Here is a 20,972-nt window from a genome sequence, read left to right as displayed (position 1 = left end):
GGCATGGATACGATTTGGGGCCGGGAGCCGCCCGGCGCCACTTAAATCGCCGTAATGACAGGACCTTAACGGCAACCGGGAAGGGTAAGGCCACGCGGTAAACGGGTGGCGGGATCGCCGCAGGCCCGGTTCAGCTGGGCCTGGGTCAGTCCCAGGGCGCGGTTCATTTCGGCCCCCGAGAAATTGACACCACCCAGATTGGCCCCGGTGAAATTGGCCCCCGCAAGGTAGGTGCCGACAAAGCTGGCATTGGTCAGATCCGCCCCGGCAAAGCTGGCTCCGCTGAATACGCCGCCATAGGCATTGGCATCGCGAAGATCCGCCCTCGCGAAACGGGTGCGGTTCATGACGACCGTGGAGAGCTCGGCCTGGCGCAGTCGTGCTCCGGACAGATTGAGACCGCGCAGGGTCAGGCCGGTAAGGTCCGCCTGAAAGAGATTGCAACCCGGGCAACTGGCACCCTTGCGCACCTTGGCGATCTGACCGGCGTTCTGGGCCAGCACAGGCTGGGCGCTCGCCACAGTGGCAAGGCTGAGGACAAGGGCGGCAAGGCGGGCGATCGGTGTCATTCTGGAACGCATCCTGGCGGGTAAAGGCGCTAGGACCATGGCTCAGCAACCTTAAGGCCAGACGAACAGGGACACCCGGCGAGGATCAGCTGGCCGGCTCAGAGCGGTTGGACTGGGTCCCGCAGCTGTCACAGACCGTGATGGCACCGCGCTGTGTCAGGGCGATGTCGCCGCAGGCCGGGCAGAAGTCGGCTTCGCTGCTGGCGGCCCGTCCACTGTCCTCGAGCTTGCGCCCACCAAACGGCAGGAAGACAAGGTTGTCTGTGGCCGCGCCACGCGAGAAGCCCTTGGAGATGAACTTGCTGGCGGGCAGGGGCTCGGCCGCAGCCTCGGGAGCGTCGGCCTTGCCGTGGCCCAGGCCGTCCGCATTGAACTCCTGCGGGTCAGCATTGGCGAGGTCGTCCCGGCCGAGATAGGAAACGCCGAGTTCGCGGAAGACATAGTCGAGGATCGAGGTCGCCGACTTGATGGAGTCGTTGCCCGTTACCGGTCCGGCCGGCTCAAAGCGCGTGAAGACAAAGGCATCGACAAATTCGTCCAGAGGCACGCCATGCTGCAGGCCCAGCGACACGGCGATGGCAAAGTTGTTCATCAGGCTGCGGAAGGCGGCGCCTTCCTTGTGCATGTCGATGAAGATCTCGCCGACCTCGCCATCGTCATACTCGCCGGTATGCAGATAGACCTTGTGACCCCCGACGGCCGCCTTCTGGATATAGCCCTTGCGGCGGTCCGGAAGCTTGCGGCGGGAGCGGTCACGCTCGACGATCTTCTCAATGACCCGCTCTGTGACGATGGGTTCGCGAGCCGCCGGTCGCGGCGTCTCGACGGGTTCTTCCGGCAGGTCCAGCTTGAAGCTGGCCGGCGGCTCGGCCCGTTGCAGGCGAAGGGCGCGTACCCCGGCGCGGGCGGCTGCGGCCTGCAGGCGTGCACCATCCGCCGGCCGGGAGTCGAAGGGCAGGTGCAGCTCGACCGGTACCGGCAGGCAGGCGAAGGTCTCCACGGCCACCACCATGGCCAGGCGATCGGCCAGGACCGGCGCTTCGGCGGAGAGAAAGACGGCACGGATTTCGGGGCTGAGGGCCTCGCAGTCGGCCAGTCGGCCGGTACCGAGGGCATGGTGCTCCGCGGTGAGGATCTCGGCCGGCGAAAAGCCAGCAAAGGCCAGGGTATCGAAATCGGCCTGGGCCAGGGCGCGGGATGGCGCACCGAGGACGTCGCTCAGGAATCCGGCCCCGACGATAGCCGGCGCAAAGGCCTGCCGAAGCCCGTTGGCCGATCTCAGAGCGTCCTCGACCTGTTCGATCTCGTGGGATGTAAAGCCTCGCGCCTGCAGGACAGCGTGGTCGATGGCCGGAGAGTCGATCAGAGATCCATGGCCGAGGGCATGGCGGCGCGCGGCGTCTATATCGGCCTTGGCCCCGGACAGGCATCCGAAGGCGGCAGCGCTGAATGCGGGCACGAGCAGGCCATCCGCGGTCTGGGTGACGGATACCGGCGATGCGACACCCGCCCAGCCCGTTGGGCGACTACCCAGTCGAAGGGCCGCTTCGGGGTCCTCGAAAGCCGAGATCAGGGCGCAGGACCGCAGTCCATGCTTCTTGGCCAGGCCGTGGGCCATGGCCAGGGCCGTGGCCGCTTCCGAGGCCAGGGGTGAACGCAGGGCGGCTGCCCGTACCCGTCGCTCGGCGAGACCGCGCAGGACAATCTGCCGATCCTGGATGAAGGCCGGTTCGGCCCCCAGGCTTGCAGCGGCTTCCGCACTGGCGGACAGGGCGGCACCGACGGTCAGCGCCCAGAGGGCTGCGGCACCGTCGCGACCGTCACTGCTCGCCAGGGACAGGCCCTGGGTCAGCAGCCAGTCGCCGACGCCGGCCAGGCCGAGCCTTGCGGGCTGTTCCCCGCGCTCGATTTCCAGCGCCGTCGCCCAGATGTGAACGGCATAGGTGAAGCCCTGGATGTCGAAGCCGACGTCCTTCTGAAAGGCGCAGGCATCGATCACTGCACCAAACCCGCTCCCGCGGACCAGGACTTCGGTGTCTTCCAGGGATAGGGCCAGGGTCAGGGCACTGGTTTCCCAGCCGATCTGGGCGGCGAAACTGGCATTGTCATCGCCGGCAGAAACGGTGGCGCGCGAGCCAGACGCCACCATCGAGATTTTCGGCGGCGCGCTGTGATCAAGCAGCGGTGTCCGGCTGGCGCCGGCTAGGGCGATGGCTTCGGAGATCATCCGGTCATCGGCCCCAAGGTCGCGGGCCCGGCGGGCGGCGCGGGCGAGGGCGCTGTTCTTGCGGGGATCTGCGCAGGCCTTGGCGTCGCCATGGCAGCGCTGGACGGTGTCTCCAACCTGGGCAAGGGCAGCGTCCAGCCGTTCGGCGGCCCTGCTGGCCAGGGCATGGCTTCTCAGGCGCCCCAGCTGGGCTTCGGCGGCGTGGCGAAATTCGATCTCGGCGATGTCTGGCAGGGGCGTCAGGGCCAACCCGGCCGAGCCTGGCGTCGCCAGGCCGCTGAGCATGGTCGTCAGCAGTGCGTCCTGGAACGCGCCGGCATCCGCAGGATCGGCGAACAGGCCCTTGGCCAGGCCCGCCTTGGCGAGACCTTCGGCATAGCGGGCCGGCCCGCCTCCCAAGAGTTCGTCTGCCGCCTGGGGTTCACCGAACCAATCCAGCCAGGCTTCGACCCGAGCATCGGTCCAGGTGGAGGGTGCGAGGACCTCAACGACGCCGTTGCAGCGCTCAAGCTCGCGTCGTTCCGCCCGGTAAGGTTGATCGACAATTCCGGACTGACTGCGCATGGGCGATTCCGCGGCTGAGCGCCAAGAGGCCGACAATCTAGATCGAGGTCCGCGGCGCTTCAATAGATGTGGGGGTCCAGTTGCATACCATCCACAAGATGTTGAATTGCCATCGCCCGGTCAGAAGCTGGACGCTAGAAGCTGCGCGGCCTATAGTCCGTGCGCTTCGTCGTGCTCGGCGCGACCATGAAGGCCTTGCAAACTCGGGTGCAGAAGTAGTGCTGAAAGCGATCTTCACGTGGTGGAATGGCGCGACCCTCGGTCAGCGCTTCCACATTGGCCGTCGCGGCGTGTTCGTGGGTCAGGACGATTTCGGCAATCGCTATTTCGAAGCCCGTGACGCCAGCGACAGCTATGACAGCCACAAGCGCCGCTGGGTGATCTATGACGGTTATGCCGAGGCTTCGAAGGTGCCGGCCGAATGGAGCGGCTGGTTGCACTATACCTTCGATGAGCCGCCGACCACGAACCCGCTGCCGCGTCGCAGCTGGGAAAAGGATCACATCCCCAACCTGACCGGGACCGTCCACGCCTGGCGTCCAAAGGGCTCCCTGTCGCGGGGCGGAGAGCGCGCCGTAGCGACGAGCGACTACCAGCCCTGGAAGCCGGAATAGGTCCGATGACCCGCAGGGCGAAACTCGGCCTGGTCGTGCTGGCCCTTAGCCTGACGGCTGTTGGCGGCGTGTCCGCGCGTCAATCGACCGCCCCTGTAGCCCTGCAGGCCCCGTCGGCCCCCGTTGCTCCGGCACCGGACTCGGTCCAGCCGCGGCCGGCAACGCCCGTCGTTCAAAGCGATGCCGTAGAAGAACAACCGGTCGCCAAGCCCGCCGTCGTCAAGCCAGCAACAGCGGCCAAACCGCTCGAGCCAGCCAAGCGGGCGCGTTCGAACGTCGCCATTCTGCAGGCGCTCGACAAGGTGACCACCGAAACCATGCGGTTCGAGGCCCCGGTCGGCCAGCCCATCCGGTACAAGACGCTGATCTTCACGGTGCGGGCTTGCGAGACCTCGGCCTCCGACGAAGTGGCTCCGGAATCCACGGCCTATGTCCTGGTGGATACCCAGCCCAAGGCTGTGGCCGGTCGGGTCGCCCCTCCCGGGCGCCAGGTCTACAAGGGCTGGATGTACGCCAATTCGCCGGGCATGAACCCGTTGCAGCATCCCGTCTATGACGCCTGGCTGATCGCCTGCAAGACCTCCGCGCCGGTTGCGCCCGCCGAGAAGCGGTAGAAGTCGGCCAGGCCCGGCAAGGCGCTCCTGAGACGCCGCCGGTAGTCTGCTCTCGGAATTTCGACGGCTCCGAACTGCTGCAGATGGTCGGTGATGAACTGGGTGTCGAGCAGCGTGTAGCCGCCGAACTTCAGCCGCGCCGTCAGATGGGCCAGCGCCACCTTGCTGGCGTCGCGTTCGGTCGAAAACATGCTTTCGCCGAAAAAGGCCGCGCCCAAGGCGACGCCGTAGAGACCTCCGACCATCCGACCCTCCCGCCAGCATTCGACGGAGTGGGCCAGGCCACGGGCAAACAGCGCCCCATACATCTGCTGGATCGGGGCATTGATCCAGGTTTCCAGCCGGCCGGGACGGGAGGCCGCGCAGGCCTCAACGACGCCATCGAAGGCGCTGTCGATCCGGACCTGGAAGAGATCCGAACGAACCGTCCTCGCGAGGCGACGGGGGATGTGGACGCCCTCAAGCGGCAACACGCCCCGTCGCTCCGGGTCGATCAGGAAGATGCTGTCATCCTCACGCGCGTCCGCCATCGGAAAGACGCCGCGCTCGTAGCATCGGATCAGATCATCGACTGTGAAGGCGTCCATCCGCGCGCCTTCGCCAGCCCTAGCCCTGCGCCTTGATCCAGCGCTCCAGCCAGTGGATGTCGTAGTCGCCCGCCAGGATGTCTGGCTGGACCAGCAGGTCCTGGAACAGCGGGATCGTGGTTTCGATACCGCCGACGACCATCTCGCCCAGGCAGCGCCTCAGGCGGGCAATGCATTCCTGACGGTCGCGGCCATGGACGATCAGCTTGCCGATCAGGCTGTCGTAATAGGGCGGGATCGCGTAGCCGGTATAGATCGCCGAATCCAGGCGAACGCCCAGGCCGCCGGGGGCGTGGAAGTCGGTGATGGTGCCCGGCGAGGGCGTGAAGGTCCGGGCGTTCTCGGCATTGATCCGGCACTCGATGGCGTGGCCTTCGAACACCACGTCGGCCTGGGTGAAGGACAGGGGCAGGCCTGCGGCGATGCGGATCTGCTCGCGGACCAGGTCGATGCCGGTGATGGCCTCGGTGACCGGATGTTCGACCTGCAGGCGGGTGTTCATCTCGATGAAGAAGAACTCGCCGTTCTCCCACAGGAACTCGATGGTGCCGACGCCGAGATAGCCGATGGCCTTGACCGCATCGACGACGATCTTGCCGATCTTGGCGCGATCGGCGGCGCCGAGGGCGGGCGAGGGGGCTTCTTCCAGAACCTTCTGGTGGCGGCGCTGCAGCGAACAGTCGCGTTCGCCCAGGTGCACGACATTGCCGTGGCTGTCGGCGATGACCTGGATCTCGATGTGGCGCGGCTTCTGGAGGTAGCGCTCCATATAGACCGTGTCGTCGCCGAAGGCCGCACGGGCTTCCGAGCGGGCGGTCGAAACCGCTTCGGCCAGATCCTCACGCGTCTGGGCGACCTTCATGCCGCGACCGCCGCCGCCGGAGGCGGCCTTGATCAGCACGGGGAAGCCGATCAGGTCGGCGGCCGCAAAGGCCTCTTCCTCGGTCGCCACGCCGCCGTCGGAACCGGGAACGACGGGGATGCCGGCGTCCTTCACGGCCTGCTTGGCGGTGATCTTGTCGCCCATCATCCGGATATGTTCCGGCTTGGGACCGATGAAGGTGAAGCCGTGTGCGCCCACGATCTCGGCGAAGCGGGCGTTCTCGGAGAGGAAGCCGTAGCCGGGGTGGACCGCCTGGGCGCCGGTGATCTCGCAAGCGGCGATGATCGACGGGATGTTCAGGTAGCTCTTGGCGGCGGGGGCGGGGCCGATGCAGACGCTTTCGTCGGCCAGGCGCACCCACATGGAGTTGGAGTCGGCCTCGGAGTGGACCGCCACAGTGGCGATGCCCATTTCCTTGCAGGCGCGGTGAACCCGGAGCGCGATCTCGCCCCGGTTCGCGATCAGAATCTTGTCAAACATGATCGTTACTCGATGACGACGAGGGGTTCGCCGAACTCGACGGGCTGGGCGTCACCGACGAGGATCTCGACGACCTTGCCGGCCTTCGGGGCCGAGATCGGGTTCATCGTCTTCATGGCCTCGACGATCAGCAGGGTCTGGCCCGCTGCGACCGTGTCACCGACCTTGATGAAGGCGTCCGCGCCGGGCTGCGGCGACATGTAGACGGTGCCGACCATCGGCGACTTGACCAGATCGCCGGCGGCGCGTGCGGCGGGCGCGGCTGCGGCGGGCGCTTCAGCGACCGGAGCCGCTCCAGCCATAGGTGCCGGCGCAGGTTGCGGCGCATAGGCTTGCGGGGCCTGGACATAGGTTGTGGCCGAGGCGGCTACGGTCAGTTCGCGCGCGACCCGGATCTTCAGTCCGGCGTGCTCGACCTCGATTTCGCTCAGGCCGGTGTCCTTCAGGATGTCCGCCAGTTTGCGGACCAGGCGGGCGTCGATCGACGGAGTTTCGACCGGATCGGCGGAAGCCTTGGAATTGGACATTGAAGCTACCTTGTTCTCGTGGCCCGCAGGGTTTGACCTAGCGGCGGGCAGGACCTAGTTCGCGCCGATCAGGCCGATAGCGGCCTCGATCGCCAGTTCATAACTCGCCGCGCCGAAGCCGGAGACGATCCCCGTGGCTGCCAGCGAGACATACGTATGGCGGCGGAATTCCTCCCTGGCCGCCGGGTTGGACAGGTGGCACTCGATCACCGGGATGCTCAAGGTCTTGAGGGCATCCAGCAAGGCAATCGAGGTGTGGCCGTAGCCAGCCGGATTGAGGATCAGGGCGGAAGCCGACACACGCGCCTCCTGGACCCAGTCGATCAACTGGCCCTCGTGGTTGGACTGAAGGAAGACCACCGAATGGCCATGCGTTGCCGCACGCGCCTCGCAGCGCGCCCGGACATCGTCCAGCGTGTCCTTGCCATAGATCTCGGGCTCACGCGTTCCCAACAAGTTGAGATTGGGGCCGCTCAGCACATGGATCGGTTTTACCATTCGGCTCCGCCGTCGATTCCGAAGGTCTTGTATAGCCGGTTCCGCCGGGTCACAAGCAGCGCTCGCGCAGGAGGTGAGATGAGGCTTTTTCTGAATGGCGACGAGCGAGACATCGCTGACGTTTCCAGCGTCGCAGATCTCGTTCAAGTCCTGGGTCTCGACGCCCGCAAGGTCGCTGTGGAACGCAATCTCGAGATCGTGCCGCGATCGACCTATGGCGAAACGGCCCTGTCGGACGGCGATCGCATCGAGATCGTGACATTTATCGGCGGCGGCTGACCGACAGGTTTGAATCCGCGCCTGACGGGGCGTAAACCACCCCCATGAACGCGCATGTTTCCCCCGAATCCGCCCTGACCTCCGACGACAGCTGGACGGTCGCCGGTCGTACCTTCACCTCGCGCCTGATCGTCGGCACGGGCAAGTACAAGGACTATGCGACCAATGCCGCAGCGGCAGAGGCCGCCGGTGCCGAGATCGTCACCGTGGCGGTCCGGAGGGTGAATCTCACCGACCCGAGCCAGCCCCTGCTGGTCGACTACATCAAGCAGGACCGCTTCACCTACCTGCCCAATACGGCGGGCTGTTTCACTGGCGAGGATGCGGTGCGAACCCTGCGCCTGGCCCGCGAGGCCGGTGGCTGGGACCTGGTGAAGCTGGAAGTCCTTTCCGATCCCAAGACCCTCTTCCCCGACATGGAGGAGACGCTTCGGTCTCTGAAACTGCTCGTCGCTGACGGGTTTCAGGTCATGGTCTATTGCTCGGACGATCCGGTCTATTGCCGCAAGCTCGAGGAGGCCGGGGCCGTGGCGATCATGCCGCTGGGGGCCCCGATCGGGTCAGGCCTCGGCATTCAGAACCGGGTCAATCTGCGCATCATCATCGAGAACGCCAAGGTACCCGTTCTGGTTGACGCCGGGGTCGGCACAGCCTCGGATGCTGCGATCGGCATGGAGTTGGGCTGCGACGCCATCCTGATGAACACGGCCATCGCCGAGGCCAGGGACCCGATCCGCATGGCGCGCGCAATGAAGCATGCGGTGATCGCCGGCCGCGAGGCCTATCTGGCCGGACGGATGCCGATGCGTCGCTACGCCGATCCGAGTTCGCCCCTCGCGGGTCTGATCTAGGCGCGTTTCAGCGCCGCAGCCTTGGCCTTGGCGATCGCCAGTTTCAGGGCCTGAATGTCGGCCCCGGGAATGATGGTGTCCCCGACGATGTAGGCCGGCGTGCCTTCGATGGCCAGGGACTGGGCCAGGGCGTGGGTGTCGGCGAGGTGCTGGGTTACGCCTGCCGATGCGCCAAGACTGCGAGCCTTGGCAACGTCAATGCCCAGTCCGGCCGCGATGCGGTAGGCTGAGGCTTCATCCAGGCTCTTCTCGGCCATCAAGGCCCGGTGCAGCAGCAGGGACTTGCCCTGGGCCTTGGCTCCCAGCATCAGGCGTGCGGCGGCTTCGGAGTCGCGGCCGAAGATCACGAAGTCCTTGAAGACAAACCGCACATCCGGGTTTTCGGCGATCAGCTTCAGGATCTCCGGCGCGGCGAGCCGGCAATAGCCACACCGGTAATCGAAGAACTCGGTGACCGTGATCGTGCCGTTCGGATTGGCGACGAAATCGCGGGGATCGCGTTCGATGGCCTGCCGGAACTGATCAAGCGCCTTGCGTCCGGCCTCGGCGGCCTTGGTGGCCTGTTTCTGCTCCAGCTTGGCGCTGACTTCCAACAGCACTTCGGGGTGCTCCAGAAGATAGGCGCGAACCTTGTCGCCAAACTCCTTGTCGGCCTTGGCCGGAGCGCAGGCCCCCAGGAGGATGCCCGAAAGGGCGAAAGACAGGACGAGGGCGCCGGGGCGGCGGAAAGGGCTCATAAGAGTCTCAGGTTTGGGGGTCTGGTTTAACGACGGAAAACGGACTGGGTCGCGCCTTCCTTGGCGAGATCCTTAAGGTCCTGATTGCTCGGACGCGAGGCCAGGACGATATCCGTGGCCCGTCGCCACTCGGGGGTGTCCTTGGTCAGGAGCTCTCGTGCCCGCATGGCGAAGACCCGGGCCTCCTGGGCCGCGCCGAGCGAGAAATACTGTTCCGCGGTCGCCAGACGGGCGTCGCCGTCCTTGCCCTGCTTGTCATAGGCCTGGGCCAGCAAACGCCAGGTCACGGCATTGTCGTTGTCATTGAGAAGGGCGCGCTTGAGCTCGCGCACACCCTCCTCGACCTTGGCGGTGTCCTTCAGGCTGATCAGGGTCTGGCCTAGATTGATGCGCAGCAGGGGAGCGTCGGGCTTCAGGGCCACGGACTTTCTCTGAGGCGCTTCGGCCTGTTCGACGCGATTGAACTCGAACAGGACCTGACCCTTCAGTTCCCACAGATACGGGTTCTCGGGATTGTCCTCGAGCAGGCCGTCGATCAGTTTCAGGGCTCGGTCGGGCTCCTTCATCTGATAATAGGCGATCGCGCGGGCATAGCGGGCCGGGAAGCTGGTGTCGGCTTCCTTGTATTTCATCAGCGCAATCTGAGGGTTGAGAAACCCTTCGAGCTTGGCCCGCATGATCTGATGCTCGGCCAGGTCCGCCGGACTGTCCACGGCGTCGTAGTGGGACTGGCGCTCAACCCGGCTGCGCAGGGTCTCGATCCGCTCTGAGGACAGGGGGTGGCTGCGGAAATAGGCGAACCGCCGGGCCTGATCAAAGACTTCCTGGTAGCGGAAATTGTCGAAAAACTCGACCAGCCCGCGGCCGGACTGGCCGGTCGCTTCCAGGAAACCCGCGGCGGCCTGGTCGGCGCGCGACTCCTGGTCCCGGCTATAGCCGAGCGCGCCGAGGGTCCCGAAATAGGAGGCGTTGCCCAACAGCACGGCACCGGCGTCCGGGGCCCCGGCCAGGGCCGCCAGCACGCCAAGGCCCATGGTCAGGATCATCGGCTTCAGGCCGGCGCGCATCATTTCTGAAGACCGGATCGGGTGACCGCCGGCCAGGTGCCCGGCTTCGTGAGCAATGACACCCTTCAGTTGGTTGGGCGTCTCGGTCTGCAGGATCAGGCCGGTATTCAGGCCCATCATCAGACCCTGGGTCGCGAAGGCGTTCAGGGACTTGTCGCCGACCAGCAGGATACGAACGGTTCGGGAATCCAGCCCCGCCGCCTCGAAGATCGGATCCGCATCACGATGCAGGATTTCCTCGATCTCGGTGTCGCGGATCAGAGAGGGCCCTTCCTGGGCGGCGGCAGGAGCCCAGGTTGAAAGGGTCAGTGCCGTGACCAGGGTCACGGAGCACAGGGCGCGAAGCCTTAGTTCAGCCCACCGCTTTCGCGAGGTCATCCAGCGTCTCCAGTCGCGCCCCCGCGATTGAGGCCAGTCTAGCGTGCTACCTGCCGGTCTGTGAACCGTCGCTTTCGTTCGCGACACTGGCATATGGGGGTCATGGACGGCCAGACCAGAGTCCGGCCGTCCATCAACGGGCATCAGCCCCGGCGCCACCAGCCGCCACGCGGCTTGGCCGGAGGGGTGGTGATTTCGGCCGGATCCGGCGTGACCGGGGCCGTCGGCGCGATAACCGCTTCCACGGCCGGGGTCGGCTCGGGCGCGGCTTGCACCTCGACCGCCGGCGGCTCAGCGACCTGGGGCACTGAAACAGGTTCGACGACCACGGGCTCCACTGGCGCGGCCACTTCCGGCGCAGCGGCGTCGGAGGTGGCCTCGATGGTGTCCTCGATCACCGGGGCGTCACCCTTGCGACCGCGTGAGCGGGGGCGGCGGGCCTTTTTCGGCGCATCGACGCTGGGGGCCGGCAGTTCGACCCAGATGTCGCTCGGCGGAGGCTCGGCGATGACGGTCGGAATCGGCGGCAGTTCGACATCGGCCACAGGCTGAATGGCGGCAGGCCGCGCATCACGTTCGCCTCGGCCGCGACCACGGTTGCGGCTTGAGCGGCCTTCGGACCGTTCGGTCCGTTCTGGCCGTTCCGACCGTTCGGCCCGTTCCGCACGCTCTGGTTTGGCCGCGGCCTGGGCCGGCTCCGGCGCAGGTCGGCGCGGCTCGCCGCCACGGCCGTCCAGGGCTGCGGGGTCATGCCAGGCAAAGGCGCTGTCGCCGAACGGGACACGCGGACGGATCCAGACGAAGGCGTCGGTCGGACGATCACCGTCTTCGCGACCCCCGCGACGACCGCCCCGGCGGCCGCGGCGGCGGCGGCGGCGGCGGGCTTCTTCGTCCTCACCCTCGATGGCGAAGTCGCTGCGGTCCCCTTCGGCGTCGTCTTCGCCTTCGGCCTCTTCCGAGGTTTCATCGTCCGAGCCGGCGTCGACATCGTCACGACGCCCGCGCCGGCGCCGCTTGCGCTTGCGATTGCGGTCGCTGTCGTCACTGGCAGGCTCAGTCCGAGGCTTGGCGCGAGCTGCAGCGCGGACGGCCGAGGCGTCATCGTCGCCGTCTTCATCCTCGAGCGACTCGTCATCGAGGATTTCTTCGTCCTCGTCGGCTTCATCCTCGTCGTCATAGGCCTCGTCGTCGAAGTCCTCCTCCGACAGAGGCGGCGGGGCGATGGCGATGCGTTCGCCCAGCTCGGTGCGCTCGATCTCGTTCTCGGCCGCGTGGAGGCTCTCGTCGACCAGCACCGTCACGAACAGACCGTGGGTCTGCTGCAGGCGGACCAGGTAGGCGCGCTTTTCGTTCAGGATATAGATGCCGACGGCGCGCGAGACCTTCAGGGTGATGGCGCCGCTGCCCTTCAGGGCCTCGACCTCGACGGCCCGCAGGGCCGCCAGGGCGCTGGACTCGACCGAACGGACCCGGCCGGTGCCTTCGCAGTGTTCGCAGACGTGGGTGGTGCCTTCCAGGACGCCCGTGCGGCGGCGCTGGCGGCTGATTTCCATCAGGCCAAAACCGCTGATCTTGCCCATCTGAATGCGGGCGCGATCGTCCTTGAGCGCGTCCTTGAGGACCTTCTCGACGGCGCGGTTGTTCTTGCCTTCATCCATGTCGATGAAGTCGATGACGATCAGGCCGGCCAGGTCGCGCAGGCGCAGCTGGCGGGCCGCTTCTTCTGCGGCTTCGGTATTGGTCTTGAGAGCGGTCGCCTCGATGTTGCGCTCGCGCGTCGCCTTGCCCGAATTGACGTCGATGGCGACCAGGGCTTCGGTCTGGTTGATGACCAGATAGCCGCCTGAGCGCAGGGGCACGACCGGCGAATAGATCTGCGCCAGATGGTCTTCGATACGGTGCTTGACGAACAGCGGCGCCGGATCGCGGTAGTGGAACACCTTCTTGGCCTGGCTCGGCATCAGCATGCGCATGAAGTCGCGCGCTTCGCGGAAGCCGGCTTCACCCTCGACCCAGATGCCTTCCAGTTCCTTGTCGTACATGTCGCGGATGGCGCGTTTGACGAGGTCTTCTTCCTCGTAGATCAGCGCCGGGGCCACCGAATGCAGGGTGGTCTCGCGAATGTTCTCCCACAGGCGCAGCAGGTAGTCATAGTCGCGCTTGATTTCCGCCTTGGTGCGCTTGGCACCGGCCGTGCGGATGATCAGGCCCATGCCCTGGGGCACATCGAGGCTCTGGACCACGCTCTTGAGGCGCTTGCGGTCAGTGACCGTCGTGATCTTGCGGCTGATGCCGCCGCCCCGCGCCGTATTGGGCATCAGAACGCCATAGCGGCCGGCCAGGGACAGGTAGGTGGTCAGGGCCGCGCCCTTGTTGCCGCGCTCTTCCTTGACGACCTGAACCAGCATGATCTGCCGGCGGCGGATCACTTCCTGGATCTTGTACTTGCGCATCAGCCGGCGCTTGCGGCGCGCCAGTTCTTCTTCGACGGCGTCTTCCTCGTCGTCGACGTGATCGCCATCCTCGTCATCGCGACGGGCGGAGACGTGGTCGTCCTCGTCATCGTGCGAGTCGTCGCGCATGAGCGCTTCCCGGTCGGCGACCGGGATCTGGTAGTAGTCGGGATGGATCTCGTTGAAGGCGAGGAACCCGTGGCGATTGCCGCCATACTCGATGAACGCCGCCTGCAGGCTGGGTTCGACGCGGGTTACCTTGGCGAGATAGATGTTTCCGCGAAGCTGTTTGCGGGTCTGGCTTTCGAAATCGAATTCTTCAACCCGGGTTCCGTCCACGACGACCACACGCGTCTCTTCGGCGTGTGCTGCGTCGATAAGCATCTTCTTCGACATTAAGGGAATCTCCACGGCGCACGACGGGCTCCTGGCCCGGTCGCCGAAATGAAAGACAGGCGCGCGCGTCACCGTCCGTCGCTCCGCCAGTGCGGTTGCGAGAGGTCGGATGCCAATGGCGGACGGGTGCGGCGCAGCCCATGAGGTTTCTGTTTTCTCTACCGCACCGTGAGGCGCGGACTGGATGGTTTACCGGGTCGCACCGAAGTGGCGCGGATCGGATGGCGCGTCGTCGCCGGAAGGCGGAAAGCCCGACGCGGGCCCTGTGGACTTCTCCCAAGACAGGCATCTGCCTGCGGACAAGGGGTCGATCCTCGGATAACTCGTCTAGTCGCGGCGCACGTCGTGAAGGTGGCGAAAGGCCACCAACGCTACGCGGTCGCTCGCGCGAGCTTCCATGACGATCACGTCGCTCGCACGCCGGCGAATTGTAGCAACATCGCGAGGCAAAAGGAAAGCTCTGGACAACAGGCCCTGATTTAACCCTTTCGCTACCGCGGATGCCCGATAGTGGCGGTTGGTTCACGGCCATCGGAATACTTGGGCGAGGGATGCGCAGAGTTCTCATCGGTTTAGCGCGAACGGGCTGGTTGCGAGCGGCGTTGATCGTCGGCGGCCTGACCCTGGCCGGCGTGGCGGTTGCGACCGCCCAGGGCCCTGCGCCGGCATCCGGTGTTCAAAAAGTTCGTTTTGGCGGCGATCGCGCCGAAACCCGGGTGGTGATCGACCTGGATCGCGCTGCAGTCGGGCGTCTGATCGCCGACGGTGCCCTTGATCAACGTATTGTCATCGGCCTGCCCAATGTTTCGGTCTCGGGTGACCTGCAGGGGGCCGGTCAGGGCCTGGTCAAGCGCTGGGTGATCGACGAGGCCGGGGGCGGCGCGCGCCTTCGCCTCGATCTGGCCGGTCGGGCCGAGGTCCGGCGGCGATTTCTGCTCCCGCCCGGTGATGGAGCCACGGCCTATCGCTATGTGATTGACCTGATCGCCACGGACGGCACCGTCCCCGAGGCCGCGCCAAAGCTCACCTTTGCTTCCAACCCCGTCAAGGCACCGCCTCTGCGGCTCAAGAAGGTGATCGTCATCGACGCCGGCCATGGCGGCAAGGATCCCGGCTCAATGGGGGCCTCGGTCTATGAAAAGGACGTCACCCTCGCTGCCGCAAAAGCGCTTAAGGCCAGGCTGGAGCGCACGGGCCGATTCCAGGTCGTGATGACGCGGGAGACTGACACCTTCATTCCGCTGGAGGCGCGTGTCCAGATTGCCCGCCGGTCGGATGCCGATCTCTTCATCTCAATGCATGCGGACTCGGGCCCCGACGCCACCACGCGGGGTGCCAGCGTCTACACCTTGTCTGAAAAGGGCACTGAGCGCGTGGCGCGGGTGCTCGAAAAAGACGACTGGCTGATGAAGGCCAACCTGCCGGGCCGTGATCGCGCGGTCAGCCAGATTCTGCTGGATCTGTCGCAGCGGGCTACCAAGAACCGCTCAGCCGCCTTCGCCCAACTCTTGCTTGATCGGGTGGGGGAGGAGACGCCCCTTCTGCGTCGCAGCCATCGTGACGCGGGCTTTATTGTGCTCCTGGCACCGGATGTCCCCGCCGTGCTGCTCGAGATGGGTTTCATCACCAATCCCGATGACGAGCGTCTGCTGAGCAACCCCGCCAGCCGGACCCGCATCGTCAATGCCGTCGGGGACGCGATTGAGTCCTATTTCTCGGCCCAGATCCGCAAGTCCTGAGGCAAGCGCGCCGTTGGCGCCCGCCCCGATGCAGGCTAGAGGCTTGAGTCAGAGTCCGGACGCGGCCTTTTGACCGCAAAACCGCTTACACTTTTGCGGATCGGGCTCTAGAGGATGAGAGCAGGGCGGGCGAGAGTGCGTCGTCCGACGGAGGCCGCGTGGATCTGAAACCCACCGAACGATGGATGGCCATCGCCGGCGTTGCGGTGCTTTCCGCGATCGCCGTGGCGGGCTTTGCGATCGCCGTCTATGCGGCGTGGCTGTTCCACGACATGCCCGATGCCGGTGAACTGCAGGACTATCGTCCGCCGACGGCGACGCGCGTCTATGCCTGGGACGGGACCCTGATCGGCGAGTACTCCAAGGAGCGCCGGATCTTCGTCCCCTATGACCAGATCCCGCCGCAGCTGGCCCAGGCCTTCATGGCCGCCGAGGACCGCAATTTCTTCCGCCATAGCGGTGTCGATGTCGGCGGCTTTTCGCGCGCCATGCTCAAGAACGTCGGCAATGCCGCGCGGGGCCGGCGACTGGAGGGCGGTTCGACGATCACCCAGCAGGTCGCCAAGAACGTTCTGCTGACCAGCGACGCCACGGTCGGGCGCAAGTTCAAGGAAGCGATCCTGGCCCATCGCCTGGAGCAGTCGCTCGACAAGCAGCAGATCCTTGAGCTGTATCTCAACGAAATCTGGCTGGGCTACCGCTCGTTCGGCGTCGGCGCGGCCTCGTACAACTATTTTGGCAAGTCCCTGCCGGAACTGACCCTGGCTGAGTCCGCCTATCTGGCGGCCCTGCCCAAGGGGCCGGACAACTATCATCCGATCCGCAACAAGGCCAAGGCCAAGGGGCGTCGGGACTGGATCCTGGGCCAGATGGCCGAACTGGGCTGGGTCTCACAGGCTGACGCTCAAAAGGCCATGGCCGAGGATCTGGTGGTTCAGGCGGCGCCCAAGCGTGCCGCCTATCGTGATGCTGACTATTTCGTCGAGGAAGTGCGCCAGCGTGGCGTCGCGACCCTCGGACCGCGCCTCAGCGAGGGCGGCTATTACATGCGCACGACCCTGGATCCGCGCATGCAGACTGCGGCGCGTGTCGCGCTGATGGACGGCCTCGAGCGTTACGATCGTCGTCACGGCTGGCGGGGTGCCTGGGGGCATGTGACCGCCGATGACGCAGACTGGGAGAAGGCCGCGCGCGGCAAGAACCCGCCTTCGGAGCGTCAGGGCTGGCGTGCGGCCGTCGTGGTGTCAGGTGATGGTCGGGTTCGACTGGTCAAGGGCGAGGGCGAAGGGGCCATCGTCAGTGAAGATATGGCCTGGGCCAGGGCGGGCAAGGGTCTGAAAGCCGGCGATCTGGTCTTTGTCGAGAAGGTCGAAGGTGCAGCCACCTATCGCCTGCGGCAGGTGCCGGCCGTCAACGGGGCCCTGGTGGCCATCGAACCCTTCAGTGGCCGTGTCGTGGCCCTCGTCGGGGGCTACAGCTTCTCGCTGTCGAATTTCAACCGCGCCACCCAGGCAATGCGTCAGCCCGGCTCGGCCTTCAAACCGTTCGTCTATGCCGCCGCTCTCGAGAACGGCTACACGCCGGCCAGCGTGATCGTCGATAGCGCCATTACCCTCAAAGGCGCGAATGGCGAGGACTGGAGCCCGGAGAACTACCACAAGGAGTTCTATGGCGCTCAACCCCTGCGCAAGGGCCTGGAACAGTCCATCAATGCCATGACCGTGCGCCTCGCCCAGAGCGTCGGGATGCGCAAGATCATCGACTTCTCCAAGCGCACCGGTGTCGTGCGCGACATGCAACCGGTTCTGGCCATGGCCCTGGGGGCGGGCGAGACAACGCCGTTCAAGCTGACATCGGCCTATGCGCCGTTCGTCAATGGCGGCCGCCGGGTCGAGCCTCACCTGATCGAACTGGTCCAGGACCGCGAAGGCAAGGTCATCTTCCGCGCCGACAAGCGTGAATGCGTGCGCTGTACTGCCGGATTCAATGGCGACGAGAGCCCGCGCTTTGCGGCCCCGGGCGAACAGGTCATGGACCCTGTCACCGCCTACCAGATCACGTCGATGCTGCAGGGGGTCGTACAGCGCGGCACGGCTGCCGCCGTCAGTTCCCTGGGACGCCCCCTGGCGGGCAAGACCGGGACCACCAATGAATATCGCAGCGCCTGGTTCGTCGGCTACTCGCCCAACCTGGTGGTCGGGGTGTTTATCGGCTTTGATGACAACCGTTCACTGGGCGAGGGTGAAACGGGCGCGGCCGGACCCGTGCCGGTGTTCATGGACTTCATGAAGGTCGCCCTGAAGGGCCAGCCGGTCAGCGACTTCAAACCGCCAAAGACCGCCAAGTTCGCCATGGTGCGCGGGATCCGGGAGGCTTTCCGACCGGGCACCGAGCCGAAAACCGAAGTTCCGGCTGCGGTAGACGGCCCCCAGCCCTATTCGACCACATGGCCCAATGGGACGCCGACTGGAGCCAACAACGCTGCAGAGGCGGCCAAGCCTCCGCCCAAGACCGTTGATCCTCTGAGCGGCCTCTATTGATCCATCATCGGCGTTGCACCGCCGTCCGACGCGGGCTATCTCCCGCGCCCCTTCTTTTTGTCACGGAGTAACGTGATGCGACCGGATGTTGAGGCCTCTGCGGCCGACATCGAGCAGTCCGTAGGACTGCTCAGGAGGCGTCTTTGACTGGGATGCCGCACTTCGAAAGCTCGATGAGCTGAACGCCCGGGTCGAGGACCCGACCTTGTGGGACAAGCCCGCTGAAGCCCAGGCTGTCTCGCGCGAACGCGCGGGCCTTGCGGTGCGCGTTGAAGCCGTTCAGGCCCTTGAACAGGGCCTGAAGGATGCGCTGGAATATGCCGAGTTGGCGGACATGGAGGGCGACGAAGCCCTGCTGGAGGATGCCCGCGCCCAGCTGAAGGACCTCAAGGAGCGGGCTGGTCGCGCTGAGCTGGAGGCTCTGCTGTCCGGCGAGGCTGACGGCAATGACTGCTATGTCGAGATCAATTCCGGCGCGGGCGGGACCGAGTCCTGCGACTGGGCCGGCATGCTTCTCCGGATGTATTCGCGCTGGGCGAACGCGCACAAGATGAGCGTGGAACTGGTGGAAGAAACCTCCGGTGACCAGGTCGGCATCAAGTCGGCGACCCTGCTGGTCAAGGGGCCCAATGCCTATGGCTGGCTGAAGACCGAGGCCGGAGTGCACCGCCTGGTGCGCATCAGCCCCTATGACGCTGCCGCCAAGCGCCATACCAGCTTCGCCTCGGCCTGGGTCTACCCGGTGGTGGATGACACGATCGAGATCGAGATCAACCCTTCGGACGTGCGCACCGACACCTACCGCGCTAGCGGCGCCGGTGGGCAGCACATCAACAAGACCGACTCGGCGGTGCGTCTGACGCACATTCCGACCGGTATTGCCGTCGCCTGCCAGTCTGGCCGCTCGCAGCACCAGAACCGCGAAGAGGCCTGGAAGATGCTGCGCGCGCGCCTCTATGAGGCCGAACTGCAGAAGCGGGAAGCCGCCCAGCAGGCGCTTGAAGACCAGAAGACCGACATCGGCTGGGGTCACCAGATCCGCAGCTACGTCCTGCAGCCCTATCAGATGGTCAAGGACCTGCGGACCAATGTCGAAACCTCCGACACCCAGGGGGTGCTGGATGGCGATCTGGACGAGTTCATGGGCGCGTCCCTCGCCCAGCGGGTCGGTGCCACCCGCGACGCCTGACCAAGGGTAGAGCCCTGAAATGCAAAACGCCCCGGAGTGATCCGGGGCGCTTTTTCTTGATCGTGTCTCGGGGTTAGGCCGGTTTGGCCTGCGGCTCGGGGACCGAACTGAGGACCGGCGTGGGAACCGGAGCCGGCTGATGAGCCGGACGCTGGAACTTCAGGCTGCGGCCCTGGAAGAAGGCACCGGTTTCCATGGCCAGTTGTTCGTGGGTGATGTCGCCGTCGATATAGGACGTGCCGTACAGGCGGACCTGCTTGGAGGTGATGGCACCGACCACCCGGCCGCGGACCTCGACGGCCTCGGCATAGACCGAGCCTTCGACGTGACCGGTTTCACCGACCGTTAGGCGACCCACGCGCACATCGCCTCGCACGACACCGTCGATCTGCAGTTCGCCATCACCCGTGACGCCACCTTCGATGGTGATGTCGGCCGAGATCAGGGACGCCACTTTCGGGGCGACCTTGCGCACCTGGTCAACACTGGCGACGGGCGTGGGCAGGGGCTCGATCTTGGCCGGGCCCTTGGTCGAGCCTTTAGTTTGCTTGCTGAACATACTCACCAGCCTTCAAAAAGCGATTGGGGTTCTGGGCCCTGCCATTGGCCCAGACTTCGTAGTGCAGGTGCGGCCCGGTCGACCGGCCGGTCGAGCCCATGGCCCCGACGCGTTGGCCGATCGCGACCCGTTGGCCCACGCGCACGGCGATAGCCTGCAGGTGGGCGTAGCGGGTCTTGAAGCCGCCGCCATGGTCGACCTCGACCGTATTGCCATAGCCGGACCGAACGCCGGTGAACGACACCACGCCCGGCGCAGTCGACATGATCGGGGTGTAGAACGCGCCCGGGAAGTCCAGCCCCGAATGGAAGGCCGGCCGGCGCGTGAACGGATCAAACCGCACGCCGTAGCTGCTGCTCATGGCCGGATTACTGGTGGGGCGGAAGAAGGGAAGCTTCTGTGCCGCGGCATTCAGCGAACGCATGTCGGACATGTCGGTCGCGGCGCGGTGGATACGGGTTGCGAACTCTTCGTCGACGTCGAGGACGGCGGCGAGGGCGCGGGGGTCCTTGGCTTCGATCAGGGGGCCACCCAGGGAGACGCCGCGGCCGGTATAGTTGCTGGCGTCGAGGCCGGCCATCCGCATCGCCAGTCGCAGGCGCTCGGCGCGGCTCTTGGCAAAGGTCTCGGCAGCGTCAATCAGGCGTTCCTGATCCATCCGGGTGGCCTGGATGCGCTGGACCGGTGTCGCCGCGAGAAGGTGGGGCTGTGAGGTCTTGAGGGCGTCGGCGGCACCGGGCACCCCCTTGAAGTCGCTGACCAGCATGGCGAGCGCCGAGTGGCGCTTTTCGACGGAGGCCGCCAGTTCGTCCAGGGAACCGTTGGTGGCGGAAAGCTGGGCGACGGCGCTGTTCAGGCGGGCCTGACGGTCGGCATTGAGCCGCTCATAATAGGCGCGCTGCTTGATGACCTGCTGGTCGGTCGAGCTGACTGCCAGGGCATTGACCATCATGGCGGCGGTGCAGACGCCCATCCACAGCGCGGCGCAGCCGACGGCGGTCGCGGCCAGAAGCTGCTTGTTGGTCGAGAAGACGTAGCCCCGCATCTCACCGCCTGAGCGGATATAGAGATGCCTTTCAGGGAACAGACCTTCGAGGGATTGGCGCAGTCGCTTGAAGCGTTTGATGGCCATCGCTCACGAAACCCCCGTTTACAGAACACGGGGATATGCAACGATATTGCGCAGCCGCGCAAGGCTCTTCACGCTCCAGGAGAGCGTGA

19 protein-coding genes are annotated in these 20,972 nt (G+C 65.7%); 7 read left to right on the top strand and 12 right to left on the bottom strand.

The genetic code is table 11. The features are described from left to right. Positions 1-65: 65 nt before the first annotated feature. Positions 66-569: a pentapeptide repeat-containing protein gene (locus AQ619_RS09200; protein ID WP_062146581.1), complete on the bottom strand. Its 504-nt coding sequence runs from the start codon at positions 567-569 to the stop codon at positions 66-68. Positions 570-654: 85 nt separating this feature from the next. Then, positions 655-3,360, bottom strand: coding sequence for a TSCPD domain-containing protein (locus AQ619_RS09195; RefSeq protein WP_062146579.1), 2,706 nt, complete (start codon positions 3,358-3,360; stop codon positions 655-657). A 218-nt stretch (positions 3,361-3,578) separates the two neighbouring features. Between AQ619_RS09195 and AQ619_RS09190 the strand changes: the two genes are divergently transcribed. Further along, positions 3,579-3,974 (top strand): NADH:ubiquinone oxidoreductase subunit NDUFA12, encoded by a 396-nt coding sequence (locus AQ619_RS09190; protein ID WP_062146577.1) that lies wholly within the window; start codon positions 3,579-3,581, stop codon positions 3,972-3,974. A 5-nt stretch (positions 3,975-3,979) separates the two neighbouring features. After that, positions 3,980-4,588 carry a DUF2155 domain-containing protein gene (locus AQ619_RS09185; RefSeq protein ID WP_062146575.1) on the top strand — a complete coding sequence of 203 codons (609 nt, stop codon included), beginning with the start codon at positions 3,980-3,982 and terminating at the stop codon, positions 4,586-4,588. Here AQ619_RS09185 and aat read toward each other — a convergent pair. The 4 genes from aat to aroQ are packed head-to-tail and all read right to left on the bottom strand — an operon-like array spanning position 4,525 to position 7,563. After that, positions 4,525-5,175 carry a leucyl/phenylalanyl-tRNA--protein transferase gene (gene aat, locus AQ619_RS09180; RefSeq protein WP_062146573.1) on the bottom strand — a complete coding sequence of 217 codons (651 nt, stop codon included), beginning with the start codon at positions 5,173-5,175 and terminating at the stop codon, positions 4,525-4,527. The two genes, AQ619_RS09185 and aat, sit on opposite strands and share 64 nt — an antisense overlap. Positions 5,176-5,194: 19 nt before the next feature. After that, positions 5,195-6,538 carry an acetyl-CoA carboxylase biotin carboxylase subunit gene (gene accC, locus AQ619_RS09175; RefSeq protein ID WP_062146571.1) on the bottom strand — a complete coding sequence of 448 codons (1,344 nt, stop codon included), beginning with the start codon at positions 6,536-6,538 and terminating at the stop codon, positions 5,195-5,197. Positions 6,539-6,543: 5 nt separating this feature from the next. Beyond that, complete coding sequence (accB, locus tag AQ619_RS09170; RefSeq protein ID WP_062146569.1) at positions 6,544-7,065, bottom strand: acetyl-CoA carboxylase biotin carboxyl carrier protein; 522 nt, start codon at positions 7,063-7,065, stop codon at positions 6,544-6,546. Positions 7,066-7,119: 54 nt separating this feature from the next. Further along, the gene (gene aroQ, locus AQ619_RS09165) at positions 7,120-7,563 is read right to left on the bottom strand and encodes a type II 3-dehydroquinate dehydratase (RefSeq protein ID WP_062146567.1); all 444 of its coding nucleotides are present in this window, start codon (positions 7,561-7,563) and stop codon (positions 7,120-7,122) included. Between the two features lie 78 nt (positions 7,564-7,641). Here aroQ and thiS point away from each other — a divergent pair, with 78 nt between their 5' ends. Both thiS and AQ619_RS09155 read left to right on the top strand, forming a co-directional pair. Then, positions 7,642-7,842, top strand: a complete 201-nt coding sequence (gene thiS, locus AQ619_RS09160) for a sulfur carrier protein ThiS (RefSeq protein ID WP_062146565.1) — start codon at positions 7,642-7,644, stop codon at positions 7,840-7,842. A gap of 44 nt (positions 7,843-7,886) precedes the next feature. Then, the gene (locus AQ619_RS09155) at positions 7,887-8,693 is read left to right on the top strand and encodes a thiazole synthase (protein ID WP_062146563.1); all 807 of its coding nucleotides are present in this window, start codon (positions 7,887-7,889) and stop codon (positions 8,691-8,693) included. Here the strand turns inward: AQ619_RS09155 and AQ619_RS09150 are convergent. From AQ619_RS09150 to AQ619_RS19045, 4 genes are all read right to left on the bottom strand, one after another. Next, positions 8,690-9,430, bottom strand: coding sequence for a DsbA family protein (locus tag AQ619_RS09150; protein ID WP_062146561.1), 741 nt, complete (start codon positions 9,428-9,430; stop codon positions 8,690-8,692). The two genes, AQ619_RS09155 and AQ619_RS09150, sit on opposite strands and share 4 nt — an antisense overlap. 26 nt (positions 9,431-9,456) lie before the next feature. Then, entirely contained in the window at positions 9,457-10,875 is a 1,419-nt protein-coding gene (locus AQ619_RS09145; protein ID WP_062146559.1) for a M48 family metalloprotease, read from the bottom strand. Positions 10,876-11,018: 143 nt separating this feature from the next. Then, complete coding sequence (locus AQ619_RS09140) at positions 11,019-13,724, bottom strand: Rne/Rng family ribonuclease (RefSeq protein ID WP_062146557.1); 2,706 nt, start codon at positions 13,722-13,724, stop codon at positions 11,019-11,021. Then, positions 13,648-13,866, bottom strand: a complete 219-nt coding sequence (locus AQ619_RS19045; protein WP_166504196.1) for a hypothetical protein — start codon at positions 13,864-13,866, stop codon at positions 13,648-13,650. Before AQ619_RS19045 ends, AQ619_RS09140 begins: the two co-directional genes overlap by 77 nt. A gap of 409 nt (positions 13,867-14,275) precedes the next feature. Between AQ619_RS19045 and AQ619_RS09135 the strand changes: the two genes are divergently transcribed. From AQ619_RS09135 to prfB, 3 genes are all read left to right on the top strand, one after another. After that, positions 14,276-15,463, top strand: a complete 1,188-nt coding sequence (locus tag AQ619_RS09135) for an N-acetylmuramoyl-L-alanine amidase family protein (RefSeq protein ID WP_062146555.1) — start codon at positions 14,276-14,278, stop codon at positions 15,461-15,463. Positions 15,464-15,621: 158 nt separating this feature from the next. After that, positions 15,622-18,003: a penicillin-binding protein 1A gene (locus tag AQ619_RS09130; RefSeq protein WP_062146553.1), complete on the top strand. Its 2,382-nt coding sequence runs from the start codon at positions 15,622-15,624 to the stop codon at positions 18,001-18,003. Between the two features lie 75 nt (positions 18,004-18,078). Beyond that, positions 18,079-19,192 (top strand): peptide chain release factor 2 gene (gene prfB, locus AQ619_RS09125; protein ID WP_166504195.1). Its coding sequence is split into 2 segments (ribosomal slippage): positions 18,079-18,147 and positions 18,149-19,192, totalling 1,113 coding nucleotides; the frame shifts between segments, so codons are not numbered across the junction. 73 nt (positions 19,193-19,265) lie between these two features. On the opposite strand, the gene AQ619_RS09120 is transcribed toward prfB, so the two are convergent. Together AQ619_RS09120 and AQ619_RS09115 are read right to left on the bottom strand one after the other, a co-directional pair. Next, positions 19,266-19,751: a bactofilin family protein gene (locus AQ619_RS09120; RefSeq protein WP_062146550.1), complete on the bottom strand. Its 486-nt coding sequence runs from the start codon at positions 19,749-19,751 to the stop codon at positions 19,266-19,268. Beyond that, complete coding sequence (locus AQ619_RS09115) at positions 19,732-20,883, bottom strand: peptidoglycan DD-metalloendopeptidase family protein (protein WP_062146548.1); 1,152 nt, start codon at positions 20,881-20,883, stop codon at positions 19,732-19,734. The genes AQ619_RS09120 and AQ619_RS09115 overlap by 20 nt, the downstream gene beginning before the upstream one ends. Positions 20,884-20,972: the final 89 nt, after the last annotated feature.

This window comes from Caulobacter henricii (assembly GCF_001414055.1).
Taxonomy (GTDB): domain Bacteria; phylum Pseudomonadota; class Alphaproteobacteria; order Caulobacterales; family Caulobacteraceae; genus Caulobacter; species Caulobacter henricii.
The sequence above is the reverse complement of the archived record's forward strand: the minus strand, read 5'-3'. Positions and strand labels throughout refer to the sequence as shown.

Bases quoted from the DNA above. Each gene is read 5' to 3' on its own strand.
- AQ619_RS09185 (WP_062146575.1), top strand. From the start codon at position 3,980: ATGACCCGCAGGGCGAAACTCGGCCTGGTCGTGCTGGCCCTTAGCCTG.
- AQ619_RS09155 (WP_062146563.1), top strand. From the start codon at position 7,887: ATGAACGCGCATGTTTCCCCCGAATCCGCCCTGACCTCCGACGACAGC.
- AQ619_RS09145 (WP_062146559.1), bottom strand. From the start codon at position 10,875: ATGACCTCGCGAAAGCGGTGGGCTGAACTAAGGCTTCGCGCCCTGTGC.
- aat (WP_062146573.1), bottom strand. From the start codon at position 5,175: ATGGACGCCTTCACAGTCGATGATCTGATCCGATGCTACGAGCGCGGC.
- AQ619_RS09135 (WP_062146555.1), top strand. From the start codon at position 14,276: ATGCGCAGAGTTCTCATCGGTTTAGCGCGAACGGGCTGGTTGCGAGCG.
- AQ619_RS09195 (WP_062146579.1), bottom strand. From the start codon at position 3,360: ATGCGCAGTCAGTCCGGAATTGTCGATCAACCTTACCGGGCGGAACGA.
- accB (WP_062146569.1), bottom strand. From the start codon at position 7,065: ATGTCCAATTCCAAGGCTTCCGCCGATCCGGTCGAAACTCCGTCGATC.
- AQ619_RS19045 (WP_166504196.1), bottom strand. From the start codon at position 13,866: ATGGGCTGCGCCGCACCCGTCCGCCATTGGCATCCGACCTCTCGCAAC.
- AQ619_RS09140 (WP_062146557.1), bottom strand. From the start codon at position 13,724: ATGTCGAAGAAGATGCTTATCGACGCAGCACACGCCGAAGAGACGCGT.
- AQ619_RS09120 (WP_062146550.1), bottom strand. From the start codon at position 19,751: ATGTTCAGCAAGCAAACTAAAGGCTCGACCAAGGGCCCGGCCAAGATC.
- AQ619_RS09200 (WP_062146581.1), bottom strand. From the start codon at position 569: ATGACACCGATCGCCCGCCTTGCCGCCCTTGTCCTCAGCCTTGCCACT.
- accC (WP_062146571.1), bottom strand. From the start codon at position 6,538: ATGTTTGACAAGATTCTGATCGCGAACCGGGGCGAGATCGCGCTCCGG.
- AQ619_RS09150 (WP_062146561.1), bottom strand. From the start codon at position 9,430: ATGAGCCCTTTCCGCCGCCCCGGCGCCCTCGTCCTGTCTTTCGCCCTT.
- thiS (WP_062146565.1), top strand. From the start codon at position 7,642: ATGAGGCTTTTTCTGAATGGCGACGAGCGAGACATCGCTGACGTTTCC.
- AQ619_RS09115 (WP_062146548.1), bottom strand. From the start codon at position 20,883: ATGGCCATCAAACGCTTCAAGCGACTGCGCCAATCCCTCGAAGGTCTG.
- aroQ (WP_062146567.1), bottom strand. From the start codon at position 7,563: ATGGTAAAACCGATCCATGTGCTGAGCGGCCCCAATCTCAACTTGTTG.